Annotated in this window: 20 protein-coding genes; 12 read left to right on the top strand and 8 right to left on the bottom strand. The window is 65.8% G+C overall.

Translation table 11 applies throughout. The features are described from left to right. Positions 1 to 163 precede the first annotated feature (163 nt). Positions 164 to 1,900, top strand: a complete 1,737-nt coding sequence (locus tag ALA01S_RS14765) for an efflux RND transporter periplasmic adaptor subunit (RefSeq protein WP_157119024.1) — start codon at positions 164 to 166, stop codon at positions 1,898 to 1,900. 347 nt (positions 1,901 to 2,247) lie between these two features. Here ALA01S_RS14765 and ALA01S_RS14760 read toward each other — a convergent pair whose 3' ends face one another. Beyond that, a complete protein-coding gene (locus ALA01S_RS14760) occupies positions 2,248 to 2,991 on the bottom strand; it encodes a FadR/GntR family transcriptional regulator (RefSeq protein ID WP_066337642.1) in 744 nt (247 codons plus the stop codon). 98 nt (positions 2,992 to 3,089) lie between these two features. On the opposite strand from ALA01S_RS14760, the gene ALA01S_RS14755 reads away from it, so the two are divergent. The 5 genes from ALA01S_RS14755 to ALA01S_RS14735 all read left to right on the top strand — a co-directional run bounded on the left by ALA01S_RS14755 (position 3,090) and on the right by ALA01S_RS14735 (position 8,486). After that, entirely contained in the window at positions 3,090 to 3,860 is a 771-nt protein-coding gene (locus ALA01S_RS14755) for an SDR family oxidoreductase (protein ID WP_066337640.1), read from the top strand. 44 nt (positions 3,861 to 3,904) lie between these two features. Next, positions 3,905 to 5,152, top strand: coding sequence for an enolase C-terminal domain-like protein (locus tag ALA01S_RS14750; protein WP_066337639.1), 1,248 nt, complete (start codon positions 3,905 to 3,907; stop codon positions 5,150 to 5,152). Positions 5,153 to 5,347: 195 nt separating this feature from the next. Continuing rightward, on the top strand, positions 5,348 to 6,367 hold the full coding sequence (locus ALA01S_RS14745) for a TRAP transporter substrate-binding protein (protein ID WP_066337657.1): 1,020 nt from the start codon (positions 5,348 to 5,350) through the stop codon (positions 6,365 to 6,367). A gap of 64 nt (positions 6,368 to 6,431) precedes the next feature. Beyond that, the gene (locus ALA01S_RS14740) at positions 6,432 to 7,397 is read left to right on the top strand and encodes a Bug family tripartite tricarboxylate transporter substrate binding protein (protein ID WP_066337637.1); all 966 of its coding nucleotides are present in this window, start codon (positions 6,432 to 6,434) and stop codon (positions 7,395 to 7,397) included. A 27-nt stretch (positions 7,398 to 7,424) separates the two neighbouring features. Then, the gene (locus tag ALA01S_RS14735) at positions 7,425 to 8,486 is read left to right on the top strand and encodes an L-idonate 5-dehydrogenase (protein ID WP_066337636.1); all 1,062 of its coding nucleotides are present in this window, start codon (positions 7,425 to 7,427) and stop codon (positions 8,484 to 8,486) included. Between the two features lie 106 nt (positions 8,487 to 8,592). Here the strand turns inward: ALA01S_RS14735 and ALA01S_RS14730 are convergent, their stop codons facing one another. From ALA01S_RS14730 to ALA01S_RS14710, 5 genes are all read right to left on the bottom strand, one after another. Continuing rightward, positions 8,593 to 9,303: a transcriptional regulator NanR gene (locus ALA01S_RS14730; protein ID WP_066337635.1), complete on the bottom strand. Its 711-nt coding sequence runs from the start codon at positions 9,301 to 9,303 to the stop codon at positions 8,593 to 8,595. A 137-nt stretch (positions 9,304 to 9,440) separates the two neighbouring features. Beyond that, positions 9,441 to 10,463 (bottom strand): TRAP transporter substrate-binding protein, encoded by a 1,023-nt coding sequence (locus ALA01S_RS14725; protein WP_066337634.1) that lies wholly within the window; start codon positions 10,461 to 10,463, stop codon positions 9,441 to 9,443. A gap of 82 nt (positions 10,464 to 10,545) precedes the next feature. After that, a complete protein-coding gene (gene oiaK, locus ALA01S_RS14720; RefSeq protein WP_066337630.1) occupies positions 10,546 to 11,928 on the bottom strand; it encodes a 3-oxo-isoapionate kinase OiaK in 1,383 nt (460 codons plus the stop codon). After that, positions 11,925 to 13,169, bottom strand: coding sequence for a ribulose-bisphosphate carboxylase large subunit family protein (locus ALA01S_RS14715; protein WP_066337629.1), 1,245 nt, complete (start codon positions 13,167 to 13,169; stop codon positions 11,925 to 11,927). Before ALA01S_RS14715 ends, oiaK begins: the two co-directional genes overlap by 4 nt. An 80-nt stretch (positions 13,170 to 13,249) precedes the next feature. Continuing rightward, on the bottom strand, positions 13,250 to 14,080 hold the full coding sequence (locus tag ALA01S_RS14710) for a phosphogluconate dehydrogenase C-terminal domain-containing protein (protein ID WP_066337628.1): 831 nt from the start codon (positions 14,078 to 14,080) through the stop codon (positions 13,250 to 13,252). 225 nt (positions 14,081 to 14,305) lie between these two features. On the opposite strand from ALA01S_RS14710, the gene ALA01S_RS14705 reads away from it, so the two are divergent. From ALA01S_RS14705 to ALA01S_RS14700, 3 genes are all read left to right on the top strand, one after another. Further along, positions 14,306 to 15,016 carry an HAD family hydrolase gene (locus tag ALA01S_RS14705; RefSeq protein WP_238455808.1) on the top strand — a complete coding sequence of 237 codons (711 nt, stop codon included), beginning with the start codon at positions 14,306 to 14,308 and terminating at the stop codon, positions 15,014 to 15,016. Then, on the top strand, positions 15,013 to 15,345 hold the full coding sequence (locus ALA01S_RS33035) for a hypothetical protein (protein WP_157119023.1): 333 nt from the start codon (positions 15,013 to 15,015) through the stop codon (positions 15,343 to 15,345). Before ALA01S_RS14705 ends, ALA01S_RS33035 begins: the two co-directional genes overlap by 4 nt. A gap of 180 nt (positions 15,346 to 15,525) precedes the next feature. After that, positions 15,526 to 16,839 carry a hypothetical protein gene (locus ALA01S_RS14700; protein ID WP_157119022.1) on the top strand — a complete coding sequence of 438 codons (1,314 nt, stop codon included), beginning with the start codon at positions 15,526 to 15,528 and terminating at the stop codon, positions 16,837 to 16,839. 547 nt (positions 16,840 to 17,386) lie between these two features. Here ALA01S_RS14700 and ALA01S_RS14695 read toward each other — a convergent pair. Further along, positions 17,387 to 17,650, bottom strand: a complete 264-nt coding sequence (locus tag ALA01S_RS14695; RefSeq protein WP_066337623.1) for an SWIB/MDM2 domain-containing protein — start codon at positions 17,648 to 17,650, stop codon at positions 17,387 to 17,389. Between ALA01S_RS14695 and ALA01S_RS35210 the strand changes: the two genes are divergently transcribed. The 3 genes from ALA01S_RS35210 to ALA01S_RS14685 all read left to right on the top strand — a co-directional run bounded on the left by ALA01S_RS35210 (position 17,613) and on the right by ALA01S_RS14685 (position 20,087). Further along, positions 17,613 to 17,738 (top strand): hypothetical protein, encoded by a 126-nt coding sequence (locus tag ALA01S_RS35210; RefSeq protein WP_259375521.1) that lies wholly within the window; start codon positions 17,613 to 17,615, stop codon positions 17,736 to 17,738. The genes ALA01S_RS14695 and ALA01S_RS35210 overlap by 38 nt on opposite strands. Positions 17,739 to 17,942: 204 nt before the next feature. Next, positions 17,943 to 18,260, top strand: coding sequence for a helix-turn-helix domain-containing protein (locus tag ALA01S_RS33985; protein ID WP_084267578.1), 318 nt, complete (start codon positions 17,943 to 17,945; stop codon positions 18,258 to 18,260). Positions 18,261 to 18,497: 237 nt separating this feature from the next. After that, positions 18,498 to 20,087: a helix-turn-helix domain-containing protein gene (locus ALA01S_RS14685; protein ID WP_157119020.1), complete on the top strand. Its 1,590-nt coding sequence runs from the start codon at positions 18,498 to 18,500 to the stop codon at positions 20,085 to 20,087. Positions 20,088 to 20,106: 19 nt separating this feature from the next. On the opposite strand, the gene ALA01S_RS14680 is transcribed toward ALA01S_RS14685, so the two are convergent. After that, positions 20,107 to 21,387, bottom strand: a complete 1,281-nt coding sequence (locus tag ALA01S_RS14680) for a dihydrolipoamide acetyltransferase family protein (RefSeq protein ID WP_066337618.1) — start codon at positions 21,385 to 21,387, stop codon at positions 20,107 to 20,109. Position 21,388: the final 1 nt, after the last annotated feature.

Here is a 21,388-nt window from a genome sequence, read left to right as displayed (position 1 = left end):
GGAGCCTGAGGCGCCGGTGGCGGCACCCCCGCCGCCGCGCATCGACCCTGCGCAACTGATAGACACCCTGCGCACATTGCGCCATGCGAAGCACGATGACGCCTACTGGCAGCGCCTGTGCGCCTGTTTGAGCCTGCTTTGCCGGGCACGCGCGGCGGTGGTGTTGCGCGCGGCGCAGGAGGGTGGTGCCTGGCGGCTGCTGGGCACCAATGCCGCGCCTGACAGCGCGCTGGTCGCAGGTGCGAGCGCGCGCCTGGCCGAGCTCGCGCCGCGGGCGCTGGCGCAGGGCCATGCCTATGCGCCGCAGGCGGACGGCCAGATCACGGTTGCCGTGCGCCTGCTGGGTCCGAGCGGGCCGACGCTGGCGCTGCTGGAGGTGCCGGGACGCGAGCGCACGGCCATCAACGAAATACTGGTTCGTGCGCAACTGGTGGCGGATTTGCCGGCGTCGATGCCGGCGCCATCGCCCACGCCGCATGCACCTGGCACCGCCGCTGGCGCGCAGGCGGGCGCGGGCCGTGACGCACCGGCGCAGCCTGGCCTGCTTGAGCTGCTGGATCTGGTGGCGCGCGTGATGCAGGAGAGCGATTTCGGTGCTGCAACGCTCAGCCTGGTCAACTCGGTGGCGGCCGTACTGGGCTGCGAGCAGGTGGTGCTGGGCTGGTACGAAGACGGCGAGGCGCACGTGCAGGCGATCAGCCACATCGACCGCTTTGAGCGCAAGGCCGACAACGTGCAGCTGATCGAATCCGCACTCGAAGAGGCCGTGGACCAGCACGTGGACATCCTGTACCCCGTGCCGGCCGGCAGTTCCACCGTGACGCTGGCGCACGAGCGCCTGAGCCGCCAGACCGGGTTCAACCGGCTGGCAACCCTGGTGTGCCGCGACGGGACTGCCGAGCGCGATTCGCCGCTGGCATTGACGCTGGCGCGCCGGGAGGGCGGTTTCGACAAGGAGCAACTGCACCAGGTCGTCGTGGCGCTGCACTTGCTCAAGCCCTGGCTGACGGTGTTGCGTGGGCATTCGAAATGGTGGGGCGCACGATGGTATGCGCATCTGCGCAGGCGGCTTCTGGCCTGGCTGAGCCCGGAGCACCCGGGCCGCAAGCTGCTGGTGGTGGCGGCCGTGGCGGCGTTGGGGGTCATCTGCTTAGGCACATGGCCCTACCGGATCGAGGCGCCAGGTGAGCTGACCACGGACAGCGTCCAGGTGCTGAGCGCGCCGTTTGACGGATTTCTACGCCAAGTGCAGGGCAATCTCGGCGATACCGTGAACCAGGGCACGGTGCTGGCTCAACTGGACACCCGGGAGCTGTCGCTGCAGGCGTCCGACTTGCAATCGGAGGTGCGGCGCTACGAGGCCGAGGCCGATCGTGCCCGCGCGCTGGCCCAGACCGCCGAGACTCAGATTGCCTTGGCCCGTGCCACGCAAGCACAGGCACGCATGGAGCGCGTGCAGTTTCAGCTGCAGCAGGCGCAGCTTGCCGCGCCTTTCACGGGCGTCTTGGTGGAGGGCGAGCGCAAGGAACTTTCCGGTTCGCCGGTGCGTCAGGGCGACAAGCTGTTCCGGCTGGCTCGCATCGAAGGCCTGTATGCGGTGATCCATGTGTCGGAGCGGGACGTGCGCGAACTGCCGCCGCAGGCTCGTGGACGGTTGCGGCTGCTGAGCCAGCCCGACCACGACATTGGCTTCCGGGTGGAGAAGTTGGTGCCACTGGCGCAAGCCAAAGGAGGCCAGGGCGGGCAGTTCACACTGAAAGTCTTGCTGGATGAGTCCGCTGCGGCTTGGTGGCGGCCGGGAATGACGGGGCTGGCCCTGATCGAGACGGGTGAGCGCCGCATCATTTGGATCTGGACGCACAAGCTGCTCGACATGCTGCACATGACGTTTTGGTGGTGAGCACCGCGGGTGCGGCCGATGTGCATGGACCCGTGTTGTGAAATCAGCACGACAAGACAACATACTAGAAAGATCAACCAACCCAAGCTGATCGCTGAGCTTCACTTTCTAACGTCCCTTTTTCTTCCCTTTAATCACCGCGTCCGTCGCAGGTCGGGACGAGTGACCTTCCAGAGAAGGACCTCGTATGTTGTCTTGTTGGACAAAAGGGTCCGGTTCAGTTCAACAGACTGCGTGCTCTTCTGATTGCCATTGGGTCGCAGCAACCCCCAAGGCATTGATCGCGGAAGTACCGCTGTACTGCTCGTGGCCGGCCGTTGCGCATCGTGCCAATGGCGCGCCCAGGCTCAGGAAACCTGGTCCGAAGCGTGCTGCTCGATCTGGAGTTGCTCCAGCAGGTCGGCCTCGGCCTGCTCGATCAACCTGAGCGAGGCGAGCTCCGCCGCCTTCTCGTCAGCTTCCTCGATGGCCTGGCACAACGCTTCGTGCATGGGCAGCGTGAAGGCCGGGCCGCCGGGCTTTTCCGAGCTGATCCTGAAGCTCGCCTTCAGGATGGCGTTCATCGCTTCCTGCATCTGGCGCACGAACTGGTTGCCGGCCGCGGACAACACCGTGGCGTGGAAGGCGAGGTCGGCCGTCACGTAATCTCCATCGCCAGCGACCGCCCGCTCCATGGCCGCGTAGGCCGAACGCAGCGCCTGGCGTTCCTGCCCGGTGGCCCGCCGTGCCGCCAGCCGGGCGGCCGCCGGCTCGACGATGCGGCGCAGTTCCATGAGGTCGCGCGTCATGGCCGGATCCACGACGGTGGACTGCGCACGCCAGGCAATGACGTCCGGGTCGAACAGGTTCCAGTGGCGCGGATCGAGCACCACCGTGCCCACCTTGCGCCGCACGTCGAGCATGCCTTTGGCGGAGAGCGACTTCACGGCTTCCCTGATGACGATGCGGCTGAAGGCAAAGCGCTCGCACAGCTCGCCTTCAGGCGGCAGCACAACACCAGGCTTGTAGCGGCCTGAGCAGATGTCACGGCCCAACTGCTCCAGGACCTGCTCCTGAAAAGTGGCTCGGGGTGCCGGGGACTTGGTCGTCATTGCATTATTTTATATCACGTATGACCTTTACCCGGGACAACCCTGAAGGCGTTAAACATCATACGTGATACAAATTAGGTAAGTCCTGAGGAAATGCAATGAGCACCACGTTGTTCGATCTCAACGGGCGCACCGCCCTGGTCACCGGTTCAGCCCGCGGCATTGGCTATTGCCTGGCCGAGGGGCTGGGGGCCGCCGGCGCAGCGGTGATCGTCAATGGCCGCCAGGCCGCCGCGGTGGAAGACGCCGTGGCCAGGCTGCGCGACAGGGGCATCAACGCCCATGGCAGCGTGTTCGACGTGGCTGACGAGGCGGCCGTTGCTGCGGCATTCCAGGCATTTGACCGCCAGGGGCTGGAGATCGATGTGCTGGTCAACAACGCCGGCATCCAGCACCGCCAGCCCATGCTGGAACTCGACGTCAAGGACTGGCAGCGCGTCATCGACACCAACCTCACGGCGGCCTTCCTGGTCGGACGCGAGGCGGCGCGGCGCATGGTGGCGCGCGGGCGGGGCGGCAAGATCGTCAACATCGGCTCGCTCACCAGCGAGGCGGCGCGCGCGACGGTGGCGCCCTACACGGTGGCCAAGGGCGGCATCAAGATGCTCTCGCGCGCCATGGCCGCGGAGTGGGCGCAGTTCAACATCCAGGCCAACTCCATCGGCCCGGGCTACATCCTGACGGACATGAACACGGCGCTGGTCAACAACCCGCAGTTCGACGCATGGGTCAAGGCCAGCAACCCGTCTCAGCGCTGGGGCAAGCCCGAGGAACTGGTGGGCACCGCGGTCTACCTCGCCTCTGCGGCATCGGACTACGTCAACGGCCAGATCATCTACGTCGATGGCGGCTGGCTGGCCGTGCTCTGAGCCCCTGCAGTCCCTTACGTTCCACGACGACATCCACTGCCCCCATGGCTACTCTCATCACCGACGTCAAGGCCATCGCCACCGCCCCCGAGGGCATCAACCTGCTCGTGGTCAAGGTCGAGACCAACCAGCCCGGCCTCTACGGACTGGGCTGCGCCACCTTCGCCTACCGGCACCTTGCGGTGCAATGCCTGGTCGAGCAGTACCTGCGCCCGCTGCTGATCGGCCGCGATGCCGAGGCCATCGAGGAGCTGTGGCAGCTCATGCACCAGAACGCCTACTGGCGCAACGGGCCCATCGAGAACAACGCCATCTCCGGCATCGACATGGCGCTGTGGGACATCAAGGGCAAGCAGGCCGGGATGCCCCTCTATCAGCTCTTCGGGGGCAAGGTGCGCGAGGGCGTGCCCATCTACCGCCATGCCGACGGGCGCGACCTGGCCGAGTTGTGCGACAACATCCAGCGCTACCGCGAGCAAGGCATCACGCACGTGCGCTGCCAGAGCGGCGGCTACGGCGGTGGCGGCTATGGCCGCGCGCCTTCAGGCGCCCCGGCGGGCGCGCCGGATGGCGTCTACCTGGACAGCCGGCGCTACATGCGCGAGACGATCAAGCTGTTCGAGGGCATCCGCGGCCGGGTGGGCTTCGACGTGCACCTGTGCCACGACGTGCACGAGCGGCTCAGGCCCATCGAGGCCATCCAGTTTGCGCAGGCGCTGGAACCCTTCGAGCTGTTCTTCCTGGAGGATGCCATTCCGCTGGAGGAGGGCGAGTGGCTGCGCCGACTGCGCGAGAAGACCAGCATCCCGCTGGCCCAGGGCGAGCTGTTCAACCATCCCTTCGAATGGCGCGGCCTCATTGCCGAGCGGCTCATCGACTACATCCGCGTGCACCTGAGCCAGGTCGGCGGCATCACGCCCGGGCGCAAGCTGCAGCTCTTTGCCGAACAGTACGGCGTGCGCACGGCCTGGCACGGTCCCGGCGACATGTCGCCGCTGGCGCACGCGGCCAACATCCACATCGACCTGGCCGCACGCAATTTCGGCGTGCAGGAGTGGTCGGGCACCGAGCCGCCGAATTTCGTGATCCAGGAGCTGCGCGGCCCCAAGGCGGCGTTGCTCGACGTGTTCCCGGGCCTGCCCGCGTTCAGGGACGGCTACGTCTATGCCAACGACAAGCCGGGGCTTGGCGTCGATCTCGACGAGGCCCAGGCCGCCAAGTACCCGTGCGAGAGCGGCGTGACAACCTGGACGCAGACGCGGCTGGTCGACGGCACGCTGCAGACGCCATGACCGGCTTGCCAAGCATCCGCATGCCGTTGCACCGCAGGTTCCTGGCCGATGGCGGCATGGCTGCCGGGCCGTGATCTGAAGGCGCTGCCGCAGCGCTTCTCCATCTTCACTTTCCTGTCTTTGTCGCGATCCACCGGCTCCAGGGTGGCCGGTCGCGCTGCCCGACTTCGCCCGTACTTCTCAAGGATGCAGGCCATGAAGCACATCTTTCGATCGGTCGTCCTCGCCCTGGCCACGGGCTCGCTGCTGAGCCTCACCGGCGGTGCCACGGCCCAAGAGGTGAAGGAGCGCAACATCAAGCTCGCCTTTGCCAACACCGACGACTCGGCGCACGGCGCCGGTGCCAGGAAGTTCGCCCAGGTGGTGGCGCAAAAGAGCGGCGGCAAGCTCAAGATCAAGCTCTATCCGGGCGGCACGCTCGGTGGCGAGGCGGTGGTGGCCTCCTCGATGCAGGGCGGCACCATCGAGATGTCGATGATGGGCCCGGGCCTGCTCACCGGCATGGACAAGGAGTTCGGCATCTTCGACACGCCGTTCCTGTTCGACGACTTCAAGGAGGTCGATGCGGCGCTGGACGGCCCGGTGGGCCGCAAGCTGCTGGACAAGTTGCCGGCCAAGGGGCTCGTGGGCCTGTCCTACTGGGACCACGGCTTTCGCATCGTCACCAACAGCAAGCGCCCCATCACCAAGGTCGAGGACATCGCGGGGCTGAAGATCCGCGTGCAGCAGATCCCCGTCTTCATCGACACCTTCAATACCCTGGGTGCCAACGCCGTGCCCATGCCGTTCCCCGAGCTCTACAGCGCGCTAGAGACCAAGGCCGTAGACGGCCAGGAGAACCCGTTCGTCACGGCCGAAGTCACCAAGCTCTACGAGGTGCAGAAGTACGCCACCGCCACGCGGCACGCCTACTCGCCGCTGTTGGTGATGGCGAGCAAGAAGTTCTGGGACCAGCTCTCCAGGGACGAGCAGAAGCTCCTGCTGGACGCGGCTGAAGAAGTGAAGCCCTACCAGCGCCAGGTGTCGCGCGACATGGACGCCAAGGCCGTGGACGCGCTCAAGGCCAAGGGCGTGGCCGTGGTGGAGCTCTCGGCGCAGGAGCGTGCGCGCATGCGCGACAAGCTCAAGCCCGTCATCGAAAAGCACAAGCAGGGCCTGGGCGAGACGGGCAGGGACATGACGGCCGAGATCGAGCGCATCCGCACCGCCAAGTGAGCGCCGAGGCGCTGGAAAAACGAGCAACACCACAAGCCGGCCCCGTCCGGCATAGGAGACTTCGATGACGGAAACCCGCAGGAACATCACGTTGGGCGCTGTGCTGGCGCTGGCAACAGCCTTGAGCCCGGCCTGGGCGGCCGACTACCCCACGCGGCCGATCGAGCTGGTCGTGCCCTCGTCGGCCGGGGGTGGGACCGACGTGATGGCGCGCAACTTCGCCGACGCGGCACGCAAGTACCTGCCGCAGCCCTTCGTCGTGACCAACAAGCCCGGCGTCAGCGGCGGGCTGGCCATGGGCGAGGTGCAGCGTGCGGCACCCGACGGGTACAAGGTCGTGGTGCTGATTTCGGAGCTGGCCATCATCCCGCACCTGGGCATGGTGAAGTTCGGCGTCCAGGACTTCATCCCCATTGCCCGGCTCAACGCCGACCCGGGCACGATCACCGTGCGTGCCGACGCACCGTGGCACACGGTGGAAGAGTTCCTCGCCCATGCGCGCAAGAACCCGGGCGCCGTGGCGATGGGCAATGCCGGCAGCGGCTCCATCTGGCACCTGGCGGCGGCAGCGGTGGAGCAGAAGACCGGCGTGCGCTTCAACCACGTGCCGTTCCAGGGCGCCGCACCCAGCGTCGTCGCATTGCTGGGCGGCCATGTGGACGCCATTGCCGTCAGCCCGGCCGAGATCGGCCCCCACGTGGCCAGCGGCAAGCTCAAGGTGCTGGGCGTGATGGCCGAGCAGCGCCTGGGAGGCCAGTACGCCAACGTGCCCACGTTCAAGGAGCAGGGCGTGGATCTGGCGCTGGGCACTTGGCGCGGCCTGGGCGTGCCGCTGGGAACGCCACCCGAGGTAGTGGCGGTGCTGCGCGAGACCACGCGCAAGGCGGTGGCCGAGCCGGCGTTCAAGGACGCCATGGCCAAGACCAACCTGATCGTGTCCTACATGGATGGCGAACCCTTCAAGGCCTTCATGGCCGACCAGTCGGCGTACTTCAAGAAGCTGCTCACCACGGTGACGATCACCAAGTAAGTCTCATCAATCCAAAGAGATAGCCCCATGAGAATGCGCTGCATGTGCCTGGTCCTCCACGCCCCGGAAGACCTGCGGCTGGACGAACAGATGACGGACGAGCTCGCAGCGGGCCAGGTGCTCGTGCGCGTGGGCATGGGCGGCATCTGCGGCTCGGACCTGCACTACTTCCGCCATGGCGGCTTCGGCGCCATCCGGATCAAGGAGCCTATGGTGCTGGGCCACGAGGTGGCGGGCACCGTGGCGGCGGTGGCGAGCGACGTCACGTCGTTCAAGGTTGGCGACCGCGTGGCGGTGAACCCGAGCCGGCCCTGCGGCGCGTGCAGGTTCTGCCTGGAGGGGCTGCCCAACCAGTGCCTGGACATGCGCTACTACGGCAGTGCCATGCGCATGCCGCACAGCCAGGGCGCCTTCCGCGATGCACTGGTGTGCAACGCCAGCCAGTGCCATGCCGTGGCGCCCGGCGTGCCCATGGCCGAGGCCGCAGTGGCGGAGCCGTTCTCGGTCGCCTTGCATGCCGTGGGCCGGGCCGGCTCGCTGCTGGGCAAGCGCGTGCTGGTGTCGGGGTGCGGGCCGATCGGCGTGCTGGCCATCGCCGCCGCCAGGCTGCACGGCGCGGCGGAAGTCGTGGCCACCGACGTGGTGGACGAAGCGCTGGCCATCGCGCGCCGCATGGGCGCGGACCACACCATCAACGCAGCCTCGGACCAGGATTGGGTGGCGCGCAATGCCGCCGACAAGGGCAGCTTCGACGTGATGTTCGAGTGCTCGGGCAACGAGCGCGCCCTGCGCGATGGCCTGGAGGTCATGCGCCCGCGCGGCGTGGTGGTGCAGCTGGGCCTGGGCGGCGACGTCAGCGTGCCGCAGAACCTCATCGTGGCCAAGGAACTCTCGCTCACGGGCTCGTTCCGCTTCCACGCCGAGTTCGCGCTGGCGGTGAAGCTGATCAACGACCGCCGCATCGATCTCTCGCCCATCATCACCCGGGCTTTCCCGATGCAGGACGCCGTGTCGGCTTTCGAGCTCGCCGCCGACCGCAAGCGCGCGATGAAGGTGCTCATCGATTTCGGCCTGGGTGCCGAGGCTTGACGTGGCAAGCGACAGCCAGGCTGTCAAGGCAGGCTCGACATTCAGGTTGAACACTCAACCTTATTTGACATAATCGTTATTGACGGGGAAATCCAGCCCGCTCAAGTCAAGCCTGTTTCGTCAAGCGTTGGTACAGGACGCTGGAGCGTGTGAGGTGCGCACGCATGGCTTCAGCGGCTGCGTCGGGATCATGCGCTGCAATGGCATCGACGATGCGCTCATGCTCGGCCAGCGTCAGTTCCTCCGCGCCCGGTGCCCGCACCATGGTCTGGTAGTACTCGCTGGCCCAGCGGAACAGCGCCTCGACGATGGTCGGGTAGATCGGGTTGCCGCTGATGCCGGCCACCTCGCGATGGAAGGCCATGTCGCGTTCGATGAACAGCTCCAGGTTGACCATGGAGGCGCGATGCTGGGCCACCGCCAGCCGCAGCCGGGCCACCTGCTCCTCGGTGGCCCGCTCCGCAGCCATCCGCGCGGTGCCGGTCTCCAGGAACAGGCGGGCGTCCTTGAGATACTCCAGGGTCTGCGGCTGTGTGCGCAGCAGGTGCATGGCGCCCCCGGCGACCTGCGCCAGCAGCCGCTCCGCCGTGGGCACCACCACGCGCGCGCGCTCGCCGTGCGCGATCTCGACAATGCCGGAGCGCTCCAGCGCCTGCAGTGCCTCGCGCACCGCGGGACGGCCCACGCCGTACTCCTCCATCAATTCACGCTCTGACGGCAACTGCGCACCCGGGGCGATCTCGCCGGAGCGAATGCGCTCCATCAGCCGTTCGAGCACGTGTTCGTAGAGCTTCTTGCGCTGGATCGTTTCAGCCATCACATGGTCCCGGCAGTCTTTCTGGGCGGCGCCCAATGGTGTGATGACGATACCATCGACCGGCCGGCCCGCTTGCGGCGTGCCGGATTCGGCCCAGGCGGCACGTCAGGCACTGGCACCGGCGCGCCAGTCCGGCCTTACTTCATCGCGGAACGCACTTTGTCGATCTCGGCCTGCGCCTGTTGGACCAGGTCTTCGCCGATTTCCCTGGTGTACTTGTCGGTCACGGGCTTGAGCTGCTGCTTCATTTGCGCCACGGCTTCCGGCGGCACCTCGTTGATGAGCATGCCGCGCGCCTTGAGCTCGGCGACGGTCTTGGCATCCTCCTCGCGATTGAGCTTGCGCTGGTAGTCGCGGGCTTCCGCGCAGGAGTCCTTGAAGATGGTGCGCTCGGCCGGGCTGAGCTTTTCCCACAGCTTGGCGCCCACCATCACGGCGTAGGGCGAGTAGCCGTGCTTGGTCACGCTCAGGTACTTCTGCACCTCGTTGATCTTGTTGGTCGACACGATCACGAAGGGGTTCTCCTGCCCATCGATGGCCTTGGTCTCCAGTGCCGCGTACACCTCCGGCCAGGCCATGGGCACGGAATTGGCACCCAGCGTGTTGAACATGTCGACGTACACCGGGTTCTGCATGGTGCGCAGCTTGATGCCCTTGAAGTCGTCGAGCTTCGTGATCGGCCGCCTGTTGTTCGTCACGTGACGGAAGCCGTTTTCCCAGAAGCACAGGCCGACGACGCCCTTGGTCGCCAGCTTGTCGAAGAGCCGCGTGCCCACCGGCCCGTCCACGACGGCATCGACCTCCTTCTCGTTGGCGAACATGAAGGGCAGGTCGAACAGCGCGAAGTCCTTGACGAGGCCCACCAGCGGCGCCGAGGACACGCCCACCATGTCCTGCACGCCGCCTTGCGTGGCCGAGATCATCTGCGTCTCCGAGCCCAGCTGCGTGGACGGGTAGTTCTTGATCTTGATCTTGCCGCCGCTCTTCTCGGCCACCAGCTGGGCAAACCTGTTCGCGCCCTTGCCCAGCGGATGCGTCTCGTGGACGCTGTAGCCGAACTTGATGTTGCGCTCGCTCACCTGGGCCTGTGCGCCGGTCGCGACGGACGCCAGCACAGCCAGGGCGGCAACGGCCGCGGAATGACGAACTGCTGCTTTCATGCTTGTCTCCTCTGTTGGTGTGATCGAAGCCCGATCCGGGATTCATGGGCGCGCGGGCGTCGCGCCTGGTGCATGGGCGGCGTCAGGGTGCGGGCCGGCCGGCGCGCACGGCGCCGAAGAACGCCTGCGCGCCGATCTGCCCGCCCTTGAGGACGATCTCCAGGCCGTCGCGGCGCGGGTTGGCGGACCAGGCCCGGCACAGCGGCGCGCCGGGCGCCATGCCGGCCACGACGCTGAGGGCGGCGATGTCCAGCGCGCTGGCCACCTCGCCCGAGCTGTCGCCGCCGGCCACGACGACGCGACGCAGCTCGACGCTGCCGAGCAGCCGGCGCATCACCTGCGCCAGCCCCTCCCCGACCCGGCGCGCGGCGGTTGGGCGGTCCAGGCCCGCCTCGGCCGCCAGCGCATCGAAGCCGGTGACCGCGGGATCGTCAGGCCCCTCGGCGCTGTACACCAGCGCACTGGTGCCGGCCCGCAGCGCCGCCGTGGCGCTGCGCACGCAGCGCTCGACTTCCGCCTGCGCGGTGTCGCTGCGCAGCACGGCGGGCAAGTGAAGCCGCTCGGTGAGGAAGCCGTTGGCCCGTGCCCAGCGGATTTGCGCCGCCGTGACCGGCGAGCAACTGCCACTGACCGCGGCGATCGTGGACACCGGCTCGGCCGTGGGCAGGCCAGGCGCCGTGGCAGGCAGCCAGCCCAGTGAGCGCCAATGCGCTGCCAAGGCGTACTGCAGCCCGGAGGACGACGCCGTGAACACGCCATCCCCCCGCTGCTCCCACACCAGGCGGCCGGCCTCCTGCAGGGTCTGCTCGTCCACCACGTCCAGGAACACCGCCGGCACATCGTCGCCACACAGCTCAACCACCCGCGCAGTGCCCTCCCCGGCCTTGAGCTGCACCAGGTCGATCAGCTCGATGCGGCGCCCCGTCTGCGCCGCCAGGTGCCGCCGCAGGTCCGCCTCGCCCATGGGCGTGACCGGGTGCCGTGACATCGTGGGGTGCCTGTCAAGGCGCCAGGCCGCGCCGTCGGCGGCGGCAAAGAGGTTGCCGAACGCCTGGTAGCGCTTGAGCCGCGGCGCGCCGACCACCATGGGCACCCAACGGCCCGGCATGCAGCGCTGTCCCAGGTCGATCGCACGGCCGATGGAGCCGATGGCCGGCGAGGAATCGAAGGTCGAGCAGACCTTGTAGTGCAGCACCGGGGCGCCCAAGCCCGCCAGGCTCTCAAACGCTTGCGGCAGGTGCTGCTGCATCCACTGCGGGCTGCGGCCCCGCGACGAGCCGGCCAGGCCGACGCAGCGCACGTGCGGGAACCGCTGCAGCATCGCGGGCGTGGGCGGCTGCAGGAACAGCACGGTGGGCACGCCGGCCGCCGTCATGGCCTCCATCGCGTCGGTGGAGCCGGTGAAGTCGTCGCCGTAGTAGGCCAGCAGCAGGCCCTGCGGCGCGCCCTCGCGTGCGGCGCTCATTTCCAGAATCCCAGCGCCGAGCGCAGTGCCGCATCACGCTCGGCCTGCAGCTCCAGCGGCACGCCGGCCCTGGCCGCATCCCAGGCCGCGCGCAGGGCCTGCACGCCTGCGGCCACGCCCTGCGGGTGGCCGAAGATGCCGCCGCCCACGGTATGGATGAGGTCCGCCCCGCCCAGCGCCGCATGGGTGGCCGCGGCCTGCAGCCCGGTCTGCCCGGAGCTGAACACCGGCATCGCGGTCATCGGCGCTTGCGGCATGACAGGCGCCAGCACCGCGCGCGCCGCCTCGATGACGCTGTCGTCGCTCTCGCTGAACTTGTTGCGCAGCCCGTTGACGTGCAGGTGGTCGGCCCCGGCCAGGCGCCAGAACTTCTGCCAAGGCGCGTAATCCCAGCCCAGCGCCGGCGAGCGCGTGAGGGAGCCCCAACCCGCACGGTGCGCGTGGATGGGCAATTGCGCATGCCGGCGCAGCTCATGCAGGCCGACCAGGCCCACGGCATTCAGGCACACCATGACGCAGGTGCCCCCTTGCGCCAGCACCAGGTCGTGGCGCCGGCGCATCTGGTCCAGGTCGCCGGTCAGGTTGAAGGCGACCATCGCCTTGCGGCCGGTGCGCTCGGCCGCCTCGTTGACCACGCGCATCACGGCGCGCACGCGCTCGTCAAACGGGCAGTGCGGGCCGTCGCCCTGGAGCTCGTCGTCCTTGATGAAGTCGATGCCGCCTTGCACCAGCTCGCGCACCTGCTGGGCCGTTTCCTGCGGCGACAGGCCGACGCTGGGCTTGATGATGGTGCCGATCAGCGGGCCGCCGGCGACGCCGGAAAGTTGCCTCGTGCCCTGGATGCCGAAGGCCGGCCCCGGATAGGCCGCGGCGAAGGACGGCGGCAGCCGCAGGTCGGTGATGCGCAGCCCGGTGACGCAGCGCAGCTCGAAGAGGTTGCCCGCGACGGTAGCCATCAGCATGGGCAGCGACGCGCCCAAGTTCTCGATGGGCCACGACAGCTCCAGGCGGCAGCGGGTGTAGTAGGCAGCCTGCACCGGGGTGGGCAGGCTAGGTGCGCTCACGCGCTCCAGCACCTCCAGCCGCTCGACCCGCGCGCCGGAGCGCGCCTTGAGCTCGGGCGTCTCGTTGGGCAGTGCCACGAAGGTGCCGCTGGACTGCTCGCCCGCGATCACTTCCGCCGCGCGGGCCGGGTCGTCCCCGGTTTCCAGCCAATAGCTGGCGTAGATCCGTTCGCTCACCGCGAACTCCTCTTCATCTGTGCATCCGTCATCCGGCGCGCAGGCGCGGCCGGGCCTCGTCTGGGCGCTTGCGCCGCGCCTCAGGTGATGCGGCGGATGCTGTCGGCGATCTCCTCGCGGTCGAAGACCTTGAGCCAGTCGTCGCGCATCAGGCGCGGCTTGCCAAAGGTGATGGCCTTGTTGCAGGCGTCCGAGAAGGCGCCCGGAATCTCATTGAAGATCACCGCGCCCAGGATGTTCATGTGGCCCAGCAGGAAGTCGCGCGCGCAATCGTGCGGCACACCACGACGCACCACTTCGTCCATGGCGTCGCGCATCACCTGCAGCAGCGTTGCGCACACGGTCTCCGACAGCCCGGGCTCCAGCAGCGCCATCTGCTCCACGGTCAGGCGGTACGAGTTCTTGATCGGCTGGTAGATGGCCTTGGCAACCGCTTCGCCCAAATCGAAGGCCGATTCGGGGCCCTGCATCAGCGCGCTGGTGATGGACTGCCGGGCCGCCCCGCCGCCAAAGTAATCTCGCCGCGCGGCTTCTTCGGTCTCGTCGTTGTAGATCGTCGGGTGGCACGGATGGGCGACGAAGTAGGTCAGGTCCTTGCGGTCGGGCAAATGGCCGGCGAAAGGTGCGGCCGCATCCAGCAGCATGACCATCGTCCCGGCGCGCAGCTTGGGCGAGATGTCGTGCGAGATCTTCCCAATGAGGGTATCGGGCACCGCCAGGATCACGACGTCGGCATTGTCCAAGGCCTCATCGACCTCCACGCAGGTCAGGCCCACTTCGTCTTTCAGGCGCTGGCGGCCCACGACGCTGGGCTCCACATGGCGCACGACAAAGTCGGACTTGAGCAGGTTCTTTGACAGGCGCACCCCCATCTTGCCGCCGGCACCGAACAACGCGATCTTTTCCTTCATCACTACCTCTCCAGGTCTGGGTCTCGAACAGCGGAAGCACTCGGCCAACACCTCGAAAAGCGGTGTCTTACGAGCTGGTATGATGAGCATACCTAGTCGGTAGATTTTGATGTCTCATGGTTTCTCCCAGCTCCGGCCAAAGTGCTGCTCTTGCTGCAGCGGCCCTGGGCCGCCAACCGTGAGGCCTGTGCGGCCCCGGCAGGGCGCCGGGCCCCATAAACCGTCTTGGACGCGGCCCAATGGCAGTCGTGGGATGCTCGCGACGATGGCCAACAGCTCTGGAGTGCGATGAAAACGACAGCTTCGCGGTTTGATGCGGTCATCTTCGACTGCGACGGCACACTGGTCGACAGCGAGCCCCTTGGGCTGGCCGCCATCGCTCAGGAGGCCCTCGCGCTGGGCGTGGAGCCGGTGCACCTGGCTGACCTGGACACGATGAAGGGCCAGAGCATGGCCACCACGTTGGCCACGATCGCGCAGCGCTGGGGCCGTGAACTGCCGGCAGACTTCGAGACGACCGTCCGCGCCACGATGGCGGAGTCATTCAAGACGCAGCTTCAGCCCATGCCTGGCGCATTGGCACTGCTGCAGCGGCTCACCGTCCCTTATTGCGTGGCCACCAACGGTCCGCGCGCCAAGACGGAGCTCACCCTGTCCGTCACGGGACTGTTGCCGCTGCTGCAGGGACGGATCTTCAGCGCCTACGAAATCGGCGCCTTCAAGCCCAATCCGGCCTTGTTTCTGCATGCGGCACGCGCCATCGGCGTGGCGCCTGAGCGCTGTGTCGTGGTGGAAGACAGCATGTTTGGCATGCGCGCCGGTTTGGCGGCCGGCATGCGTGTTTGCGCCCTGGGTTCACCAGAGCTGTTGCCTGCGGAACTGCAGGCACAGGTGCGGCATCTTGCCGCGTTGGAGGAACTGCTGGACGAGCTTTGAACGAAGACAAGCTGGGCGCACAAGGCATTTCTCTGCAGGCACGGCCACTGCGTGACGGCCGGTGCGTGCGTGCCTATCCAGGCTTTCCGATTGGCACGCGCGCCGATCTGCCCATGGCGCAATGCCACGCTACTCAGGCGTGCATGCGCGGCGCTGACAATGCGCAGGTCGCCCAGTTCCAGCACGGCCACGTTCACACCCAGCCCTGCAGCCCTGCGGCGCGCAACGTGACGGCCAATCTGTTGCTTACGAAACTTTCTTCACCAAAAACACCCCGACGTCGTCGACAAGGCGTGTCTGCATTCGTTTACTCATCCAAAGAGCCGTAACGACTGCTGCAGCATTGCGTGGCATCGTTCAGTACGCGCTACGAACCACGACGTTCTGCGCGATCCTTATCGACCCTGAGCAAAGAAGGCGCGTTTTGAAGCGCCCGCCAGGTCCACTGTGCCCAAGCCCAGGTGACACGCTCCGCGCGTGCCTGCCTAGGCGAGCCGTTGATTGACCGGATGAAATTCTCAAACCAAAGGAAATTTTTGGCCATTGCCCTTGCATGCTCCGTCTTTCTTGGAGCATGCGGTGGAGGAGAAGACCTCCAAAGCGAAACTGTTGCGCCGATGGAAACCGCCACCTCGCCCACCGATGCGCAAAGAGAGATCGCGCTGGGTTTGGCGACGGCCTCGTCAAATACTGCCGACTCCACTGAAGATTATTCGATCCGTTTCGGACCGGACGATTTCGTGGGCGACGATGTCCCGGTGCTGGATCCGCTGACTTTCGTCAATGAGCAAGCCAACGACAGCAACGCTTTGCTGTCCTCCAATCTGGCAGCCGGCGTCGTGACCAAATGGAATCCCGGCCATTACATCGAATATGGCTCGAACGCTGGTGATTTCGTCATCGACGCCGGCTTGAATGAAACGGCCGGCATGCCTCATGTAAAAGGCATCATGGTGCGGGCCAACTGGCGGCAGTTGGAAAAGAGCAAGGGCGTCTATGACTTCTCTCGCATCGACCGCTACTTGAACAAGGCCAAGGCCAAGGGCAAACGGCTGTTCCTGACGCTGGGAACCAAGACTTTCGACGGCGACAAGGCCGTGCCTGACTACTTGCGCACGGCGCAGTACAGCGGTGGCGCCTTTCGCATCGGCACCATCAAGGGCACCTATGGCGAGAATGCCTCCCTGCACGATGACGATGTTCGCAACCGCTTGATAGCCTTGGTCCAGGCCCTGGGCAAACGCTACAACAAGGACAACAGCTTCGAAGGCATCACCTTCACCGAAACGGCCTTCGGCATGATGGTCAAGCCTTTGTCGGACGCGCAGAAAAAGCAGTTCTTCTCCAACCTGGCCAAAGTGGACACGGCTGCACGCGCCGCTTTTCCCAACAGCGTGGTGCTGCAGTTCATCAATTACCCAGCCAATCTGGTGCCGCCTCTGTTCCAAAACATGAAGGACAAGGGCGTGGGCATGGGCGGACCTGACGTTTTCATCAATGATCCGGACCTGGAGAGATCCGCCTACGTCTTCAACGACAAGGCCAAAGGCGTGATTCCCATCGGCATGAAGGTGGAGTCCGACAGCTATGAAGCTGTACGCCACGGCGGTCCCTATGTGCAGGTGGACGTGCGAAAAATCTACACCTTTGCACGTGACCAACTGCACAGCAATTACGTCTTCTGGTACCGCCATACTTCCAAACATAACCCCTGGCAGGACGTACTGAGAATGTTCAAGGGCGAAGCTTTCCCCCAAGGCGGGGCTGGTGGCCTGAACGCTGGTTGCCCGTCGAAATTTGCGTCCTGTGCACCCAAGCTGTAACGGCCGTCCTGGCTGAAAGGGGCGCTGGTGTCGCTTGCGATACCGGTGCCCCCAACGGCAGCCCTGACGCGCTGATGTCAGTGACGGTTGCCTTGTCTGTGACCCTGGAGGGCCGGCTGAGCCGGCCCTCTTCTTTCTGCAGCCGATCCGTTGCAAAGCTGCTTGGCAACATGCTGAGCGAGCCACGCCTTGTCGCATGTCCTCCTATGTGGATCAAGCCGCAAGTCGCTGCAGCGGCCCACTCACTGCCTGGGACACGGCAACTGCGGGGCACTTCACTCATTTGTCCTTGTGGCACCGGCGCGCTCGTTGCTTGAGAAACTTAAGCGCTGCTGTCTCGCTGCCCAGGCCAGCACTCTTGTGACAGAACCAACCTATTGAGCAGGATCGTTCACGGGTCAATTCCCATCTGGTTTGCCGTCTCGCCGCACGGCGTGGCAGCGGCTCGGTTGACAAAACCAACTACTCGCCAGTTATTTGTAAAAAAGCCCTGCACTGCAGGGCTTTCTCATGAGTCACGACCGAAGTCTGTCGACGCAAGTTGCGCTTAAGCCAAATGCTTGCCGACCAGGCCAGTCATCTCAAACATCGTCACCTCGTCCTTGCCCATGACCGCCTTCAAGGTCTGGTCGCACAAGATATTGCGCTTGTTCGCCGGGTTCTGCAGGTTGTGCTGCTTGATGTAGTCCCAGATGCGCTTGGTGACTTCGGTGCGGGGAAGTGGCTCGGTGCCCACGATGACTGCCAGGACAGGACTGGGCTTCAAAGCTTTCATGAAAGCGCTGTTCTTCTGGGTTTCAGTTTTTGACATGGACAAGCTCTCCTATGCAGTGATGAGCCGCAATGGTGCCTTGAAAGAGTCGCGTGCGATGGCTGGTGTGGTCTGGCTCCCGCATTGAGCGCTTGGCCCAATAGTCGAGCGAAACATCTGGTTGTTGATGACCGAGTCCGCACAGTCCGTTTGAGCACCTTGGCCTCCAGACTTATGTGTTCTCCAATGAGCTTGAAGCCAGTCTCGAAATGCCTGAGCATCAATTCAAGGTTGGAAGCCAACTGTTCAATTATATTTGAACAACTTACGCGACTGTGTTCAACTAAAATACATGTCACGTGCCCCAAAACTGTCCCGCGATCTGTCTCCGGCAATCACGAATGCACTCACGACGCTGGGAGCCAACTTGCGCCTGGCACGAGAACGCCGCGGGATGACGATCCGCGACCTGGCTGCCGAGCTCAACGCATCGCCGCCGACCATCATCAATCTCGAACGTGGCGAGGCTTCGGTATCCATGGCCGTCTACGCCGCCGCCCTTCTCTTTTATGAACGGCTGGAATGGCTGCCTGACCTGGTAGATCCTCAGTTTGATCGGGAAGCGCTGCGCATCGAACTTGCCGGTATCCGGCCCAGGCACCGACGATAAGCACGCCGCCTGCTGGGCCCGAATGTAATAAAGCACGCGTGTTGCATGCGCGAGTAAAGTAGAAGATCAAAACTCGCTCGACAGCAGGCCGGACTCTTGTTCACAAGGCCATGAACGATGGCTGAACAACCTGCTTGATCCTGAACTCGGGAGGAACACTTGGCAAAGCCTGATTGGCAAACGAAACGTCGTGACAGCAGCCGTGGGCCGAGCCGTGCAAGGGGCTCTCGTGATCCCATGCGTGACGACGTCGTCTTGCATATAGGGTCCAACGGCCGGTCCGACGGACCGCGGCAAAACAGTTTCAAGCCCCAGTCGCCCCAGCAAGGCGTCAACGGTGCCTTGCGTGCCGCAAATTTGCGGCTGTTGCTGGACAAGGCGCCGGTGCGCGAGGCGCTGGCCCTCGTGGCAGAGGTTCCTCTGGAACGCCTGGAGGCCATGTCCCGAGGTGCTCTTTGCGCGGACGAGACGGCTTTTCATGTTGAGCGGGCGTTGAACCTGCCGGGCAAGTGGCTGGATGGCCTCAACAAGGAAGTGCCTGAGGGCACCCTGGAGTTGCTGAGACACCCAGAGAAAGCTGGCCTGCATGAGGACGATGTCGATGGCGACGCTGCGTCCATGCCAGCAGTGGCGGCATCCGACCCGTTGCGGTCAGCCGGCGTGATATCGGCCGTGCTCCAACCGACGTCACGCATGGCCGGGAACCCCGTTCAAGACGCTTCGGCGCAGCTCGGCCAAGCTGTTCCCATCGGATCATCAGATTCCGCCGAGGCAGCGCAGGCGACACTGTCCCTTGTAGCGGACAAGGCCCCAACCAACGTTCCTGTTGAAGACATGAAAGCCACCAGGACCCGTTCCATGCAAGCAGCAAAGGCCGCATCCACGACCACGCCCTCAGTGACTGTGGCCCAGTCCACCCCGAAAGCGGACCACGCGACGCCGTCGCCTGAGCTGCGCCAGCGCAATTTGAGCCTCCTGCTGCAGGGCAAGGGCGCCAAGAGTGCCCTGGCACGCGTCATCGGCATCAGTCAGCCCTACATGTCCACCATTGCCAATGGCGGCAAGGTCCTGGACCAGGACTTCTGCCGGAACATCGCGCAGGCGCTGGACATGCCTGGCGATTGGTTCGAGGCGCCTCGCACGGTAGCGGATGTCCCGGCCGTGACGCTGCAGCGCCTGACACCCTTGCCGCGTGGCAAGGGTGCTGGCGCTGAGACCACCCCAACCCCTGACACGGCGCCAGCCCAGATCACTGCTGTGGGTACAGGCAAAGAGGCCACGCCCTTGGCAGACCCGGTATCGGCCCAGCTTAATGAGACGGCGAGGGCCGCAACCGGCACCACTGAAGAAGAGGCCGTGACCGTCAGCGTGCCCCGTGAAGAGACCGTGCTTAGAAAAACGCGCCCTCGCCGTCAAGCTGAGCGCCAAGGCGATCACGAGCAACGCAGCGAGGCCAGTGACCTGCCCGGAAATACGGCTCGCACTGCTGTCGCCACCCCGGTGCAAGCCGACCTGCTCTCACAAGTCGAGCCGGCCGTCCAGCCGCCAAAGCAAGGAACGCTGCCGGTGGTGCATGCAGATGCCATGGCGGCTCACACCACGGCCTTGGCCCATGTGCCAGTGAACGCTGCGCTATCGGTCAGCGCTCCTCAGCCGCTGCAAACGGCGCGCGATTTGGCGCCCGTGTCCGCGCCGCCGTTGATCCTCGAAGGCGGCTTGGCGCCCATCACCGAGGCGCTCATCAAGATCCTGGCGTTAAAGGACCGGCAAGGTGCGCTTTCGGAAGACAAGGCCTTTGAGCTGCTGGGCACAGTGCGCTTGCTCTGAAACAGCAGTGCTGGCGGCGTCATTCGACAAACAGTGTTGCCGGCAATTCCAAGAAGCCGCGGATCGCTTGCACGAAGCGCGCAGCGTCCACGCCGTCGACGACACGGTGGTCGAATGACGACGACAGGTTCATCGTCAGCCGCGGCACGACGAGCCCGCCGCGCAATGCCGGCCGTTCAACGATGCGGTTGACGCCGACGATCGCAACCTCCGGATGGTTGATGATTGGCGTAGAAACGATGCCGCCGAGTGCGCCAAGGCTGGTCAGCGTGATCGTCGAGCCGGTGAGCTCGTCGCGCGTCACGCGCCCGGCGCGTGCTGCCTCAGCCAGGCGCAGGACCTCACGCGCAATCGCCCACAGGTCGAGCGCCTCGGCCTGGCGTAACACGGGCACCATCAGTCCGTGCTCGGTCTGGGTCGCGACGCCCAGATGCACCGCACCGTGGCGCGTGACGACACCGGCTTGATCATCGAAGCGCGCGTTGACCAGCGGAAACTCGCCGCAGGCCAGCACCATCGCGCGTGCAATGAACGCGAGCAGCGTCAGGCGCGGCCGCCGGCCCTCCCATTTCGCATTCAGCGCAGCGCGCAGCGCCTCCACCTCCGTGACGTCGATCTCCTCGACATAGCTGAAGTGCGGAATACGCCGCTTGGCCTCCTGCATCTTCATTGCGATGCGCCGGCGCAGCCCAATGACCGGTACCGCTTCGGTCTCGTCGCGTACGGCGTCAGCCGTGCTTGGCGCCGCAGCCGGTACCTGTGGTGGCTGAGCGCCATGGCTCGCAAGGTACGTGTCGAGGTCGGCATGGACAATCCGGCCGGCGGTACCGCTTGGCCGCACGTCCTTGAGCTCGATGCCGAGGTCCCAGGCGCGGCGGCGCACCGCGGGCGACGCGATGGGACGCTCGCCGGGGTGTGCCGGAGCCGGCACTGCGCCGGAAGCGGCCGGCTCAAGTCGATGCCCGGACGAAGGCGGGTGCGCTTGCACCTCGGCCGGCTCAACGGCTGGCGGGCCGCCGGCATCACGCGATTGGTCAACCGCGGCGGTTTCGCCGCCTGCCGTGTCGTCGAAGCGCACCAGCGTCGAGCCCACTGCAAGCAATTGTCCAACCTCACCGCCGAGCGCGACGACGCGGCCTGCGGCCGGCGACGGGATCTCGATCGCGGCCTTGTCGGTCATCAGTGTCACAAGGGCCTGGTCCTCGGCGACCTCCTGGCCCGGCTTCACGTGCCACTCGACGACCTCGACCTCGGCGATGCCCTCGCCAACGTCCGGCACCTTGACGATGCGTGCACCCATG

Origin of the sequence: Azohydromonas lata NBRC 102462 (assembly GCF_001571085.1) — a bacterium.
Classification (GTDB): domain Bacteria; phylum Pseudomonadota; class Gammaproteobacteria; order Burkholderiales; family Burkholderiaceae_C; genus Azohydromonas; species Azohydromonas lata.
The sequence above is the reverse complement of the archived record's forward strand: the minus strand, read 5'-3'. Positions and strand labels throughout refer to the sequence as shown.

Bases quoted from the DNA above. Each gene is read 5' to 3' on its own strand.
- ALA01S_RS14760 (WP_066337642.1), bottom strand. From the start codon at position 2,991: ATGACGACCAAGTCCCCGGCACCCCGAGCCACTTTTCAGGAGCAGGTC.
- ALA01S_RS14755 (WP_066337640.1), top strand. From the start codon at position 3,090: ATGAGCACCACGTTGTTCGATCTCAACGGGCGCACCGCCCTGGTCACC.
- ALA01S_RS14750 (WP_066337639.1), top strand. From the start codon at position 3,905: ATGGCTACTCTCATCACCGACGTCAAGGCCATCGCCACCGCCCCCGAG.
- ALA01S_RS14745 (WP_066337657.1), top strand. From the start codon at position 5,348: ATGAAGCACATCTTTCGATCGGTCGTCCTCGCCCTGGCCACGGGCTCG.
- ALA01S_RS14740 (WP_066337637.1), top strand. From the start codon at position 6,432: ATGACGGAAACCCGCAGGAACATCACGTTGGGCGCTGTGCTGGCGCTG.
- ALA01S_RS14735 (WP_066337636.1), top strand. From the start codon at position 7,425: ATGAGAATGCGCTGCATGTGCCTGGTCCTCCACGCCCCGGAAGACCTG.
- ALA01S_RS14730 (WP_066337635.1), bottom strand. From the start codon at position 9,303: ATGGCTGAAACGATCCAGCGCAAGAAGCTCTACGAACACGTGCTCGAA.
- ALA01S_RS14725 (WP_066337634.1), bottom strand. From the start codon at position 10,463: ATGAAAGCAGCAGTTCGTCATTCCGCGGCCGTTGCCGCCCTGGCTGTG.
- oiaK (WP_066337630.1), bottom strand. From the start codon at position 11,928: ATGAGCGCCGCACGCGAGGGCGCGCCGCAGGGCCTGCTGCTGGCCTAC.
- ALA01S_RS14710 (WP_066337628.1), bottom strand. From the start codon at position 14,080: ATGAAGGAAAAGATCGCGTTGTTCGGTGCCGGCGGCAAGATGGGGGTG.
- ALA01S_RS14700 (WP_157119022.1), top strand. From the start codon at position 15,526: ATGAAATTCTCAAACCAAAGGAAATTTTTGGCCATTGCCCTTGCATGC.
- ALA01S_RS35210 (WP_259375521.1), top strand. From the start codon at position 17,613: ATGAAAGCGCTGTTCTTCTGGGTTTCAGTTTTTGACATGGACAAGCTC.
- ALA01S_RS14695 (WP_066337623.1), bottom strand. From the start codon at position 17,650: ATGTCAAAAACTGAAACCCAGAAGAACAGCGCTTTCATGAAAGCTTTG.
- ALA01S_RS33985 (WP_084267578.1), top strand. From the start codon at position 17,943: ATGTCACGTGCCCCAAAACTGTCCCGCGATCTGTCTCCGGCAATCACG.
- ALA01S_RS14685 (WP_157119020.1), top strand. From the start codon at position 18,498: ATGCGTGACGACGTCGTCTTGCATATAGGGTCCAACGGCCGGTCCGAC.
- ALA01S_RS14680 (WP_066337618.1), bottom strand. From the start codon at position 21,387: ATGGGTGCACGCATCGTCAAGGTGCCGGACGTTGGCGAGGGCATCGCC.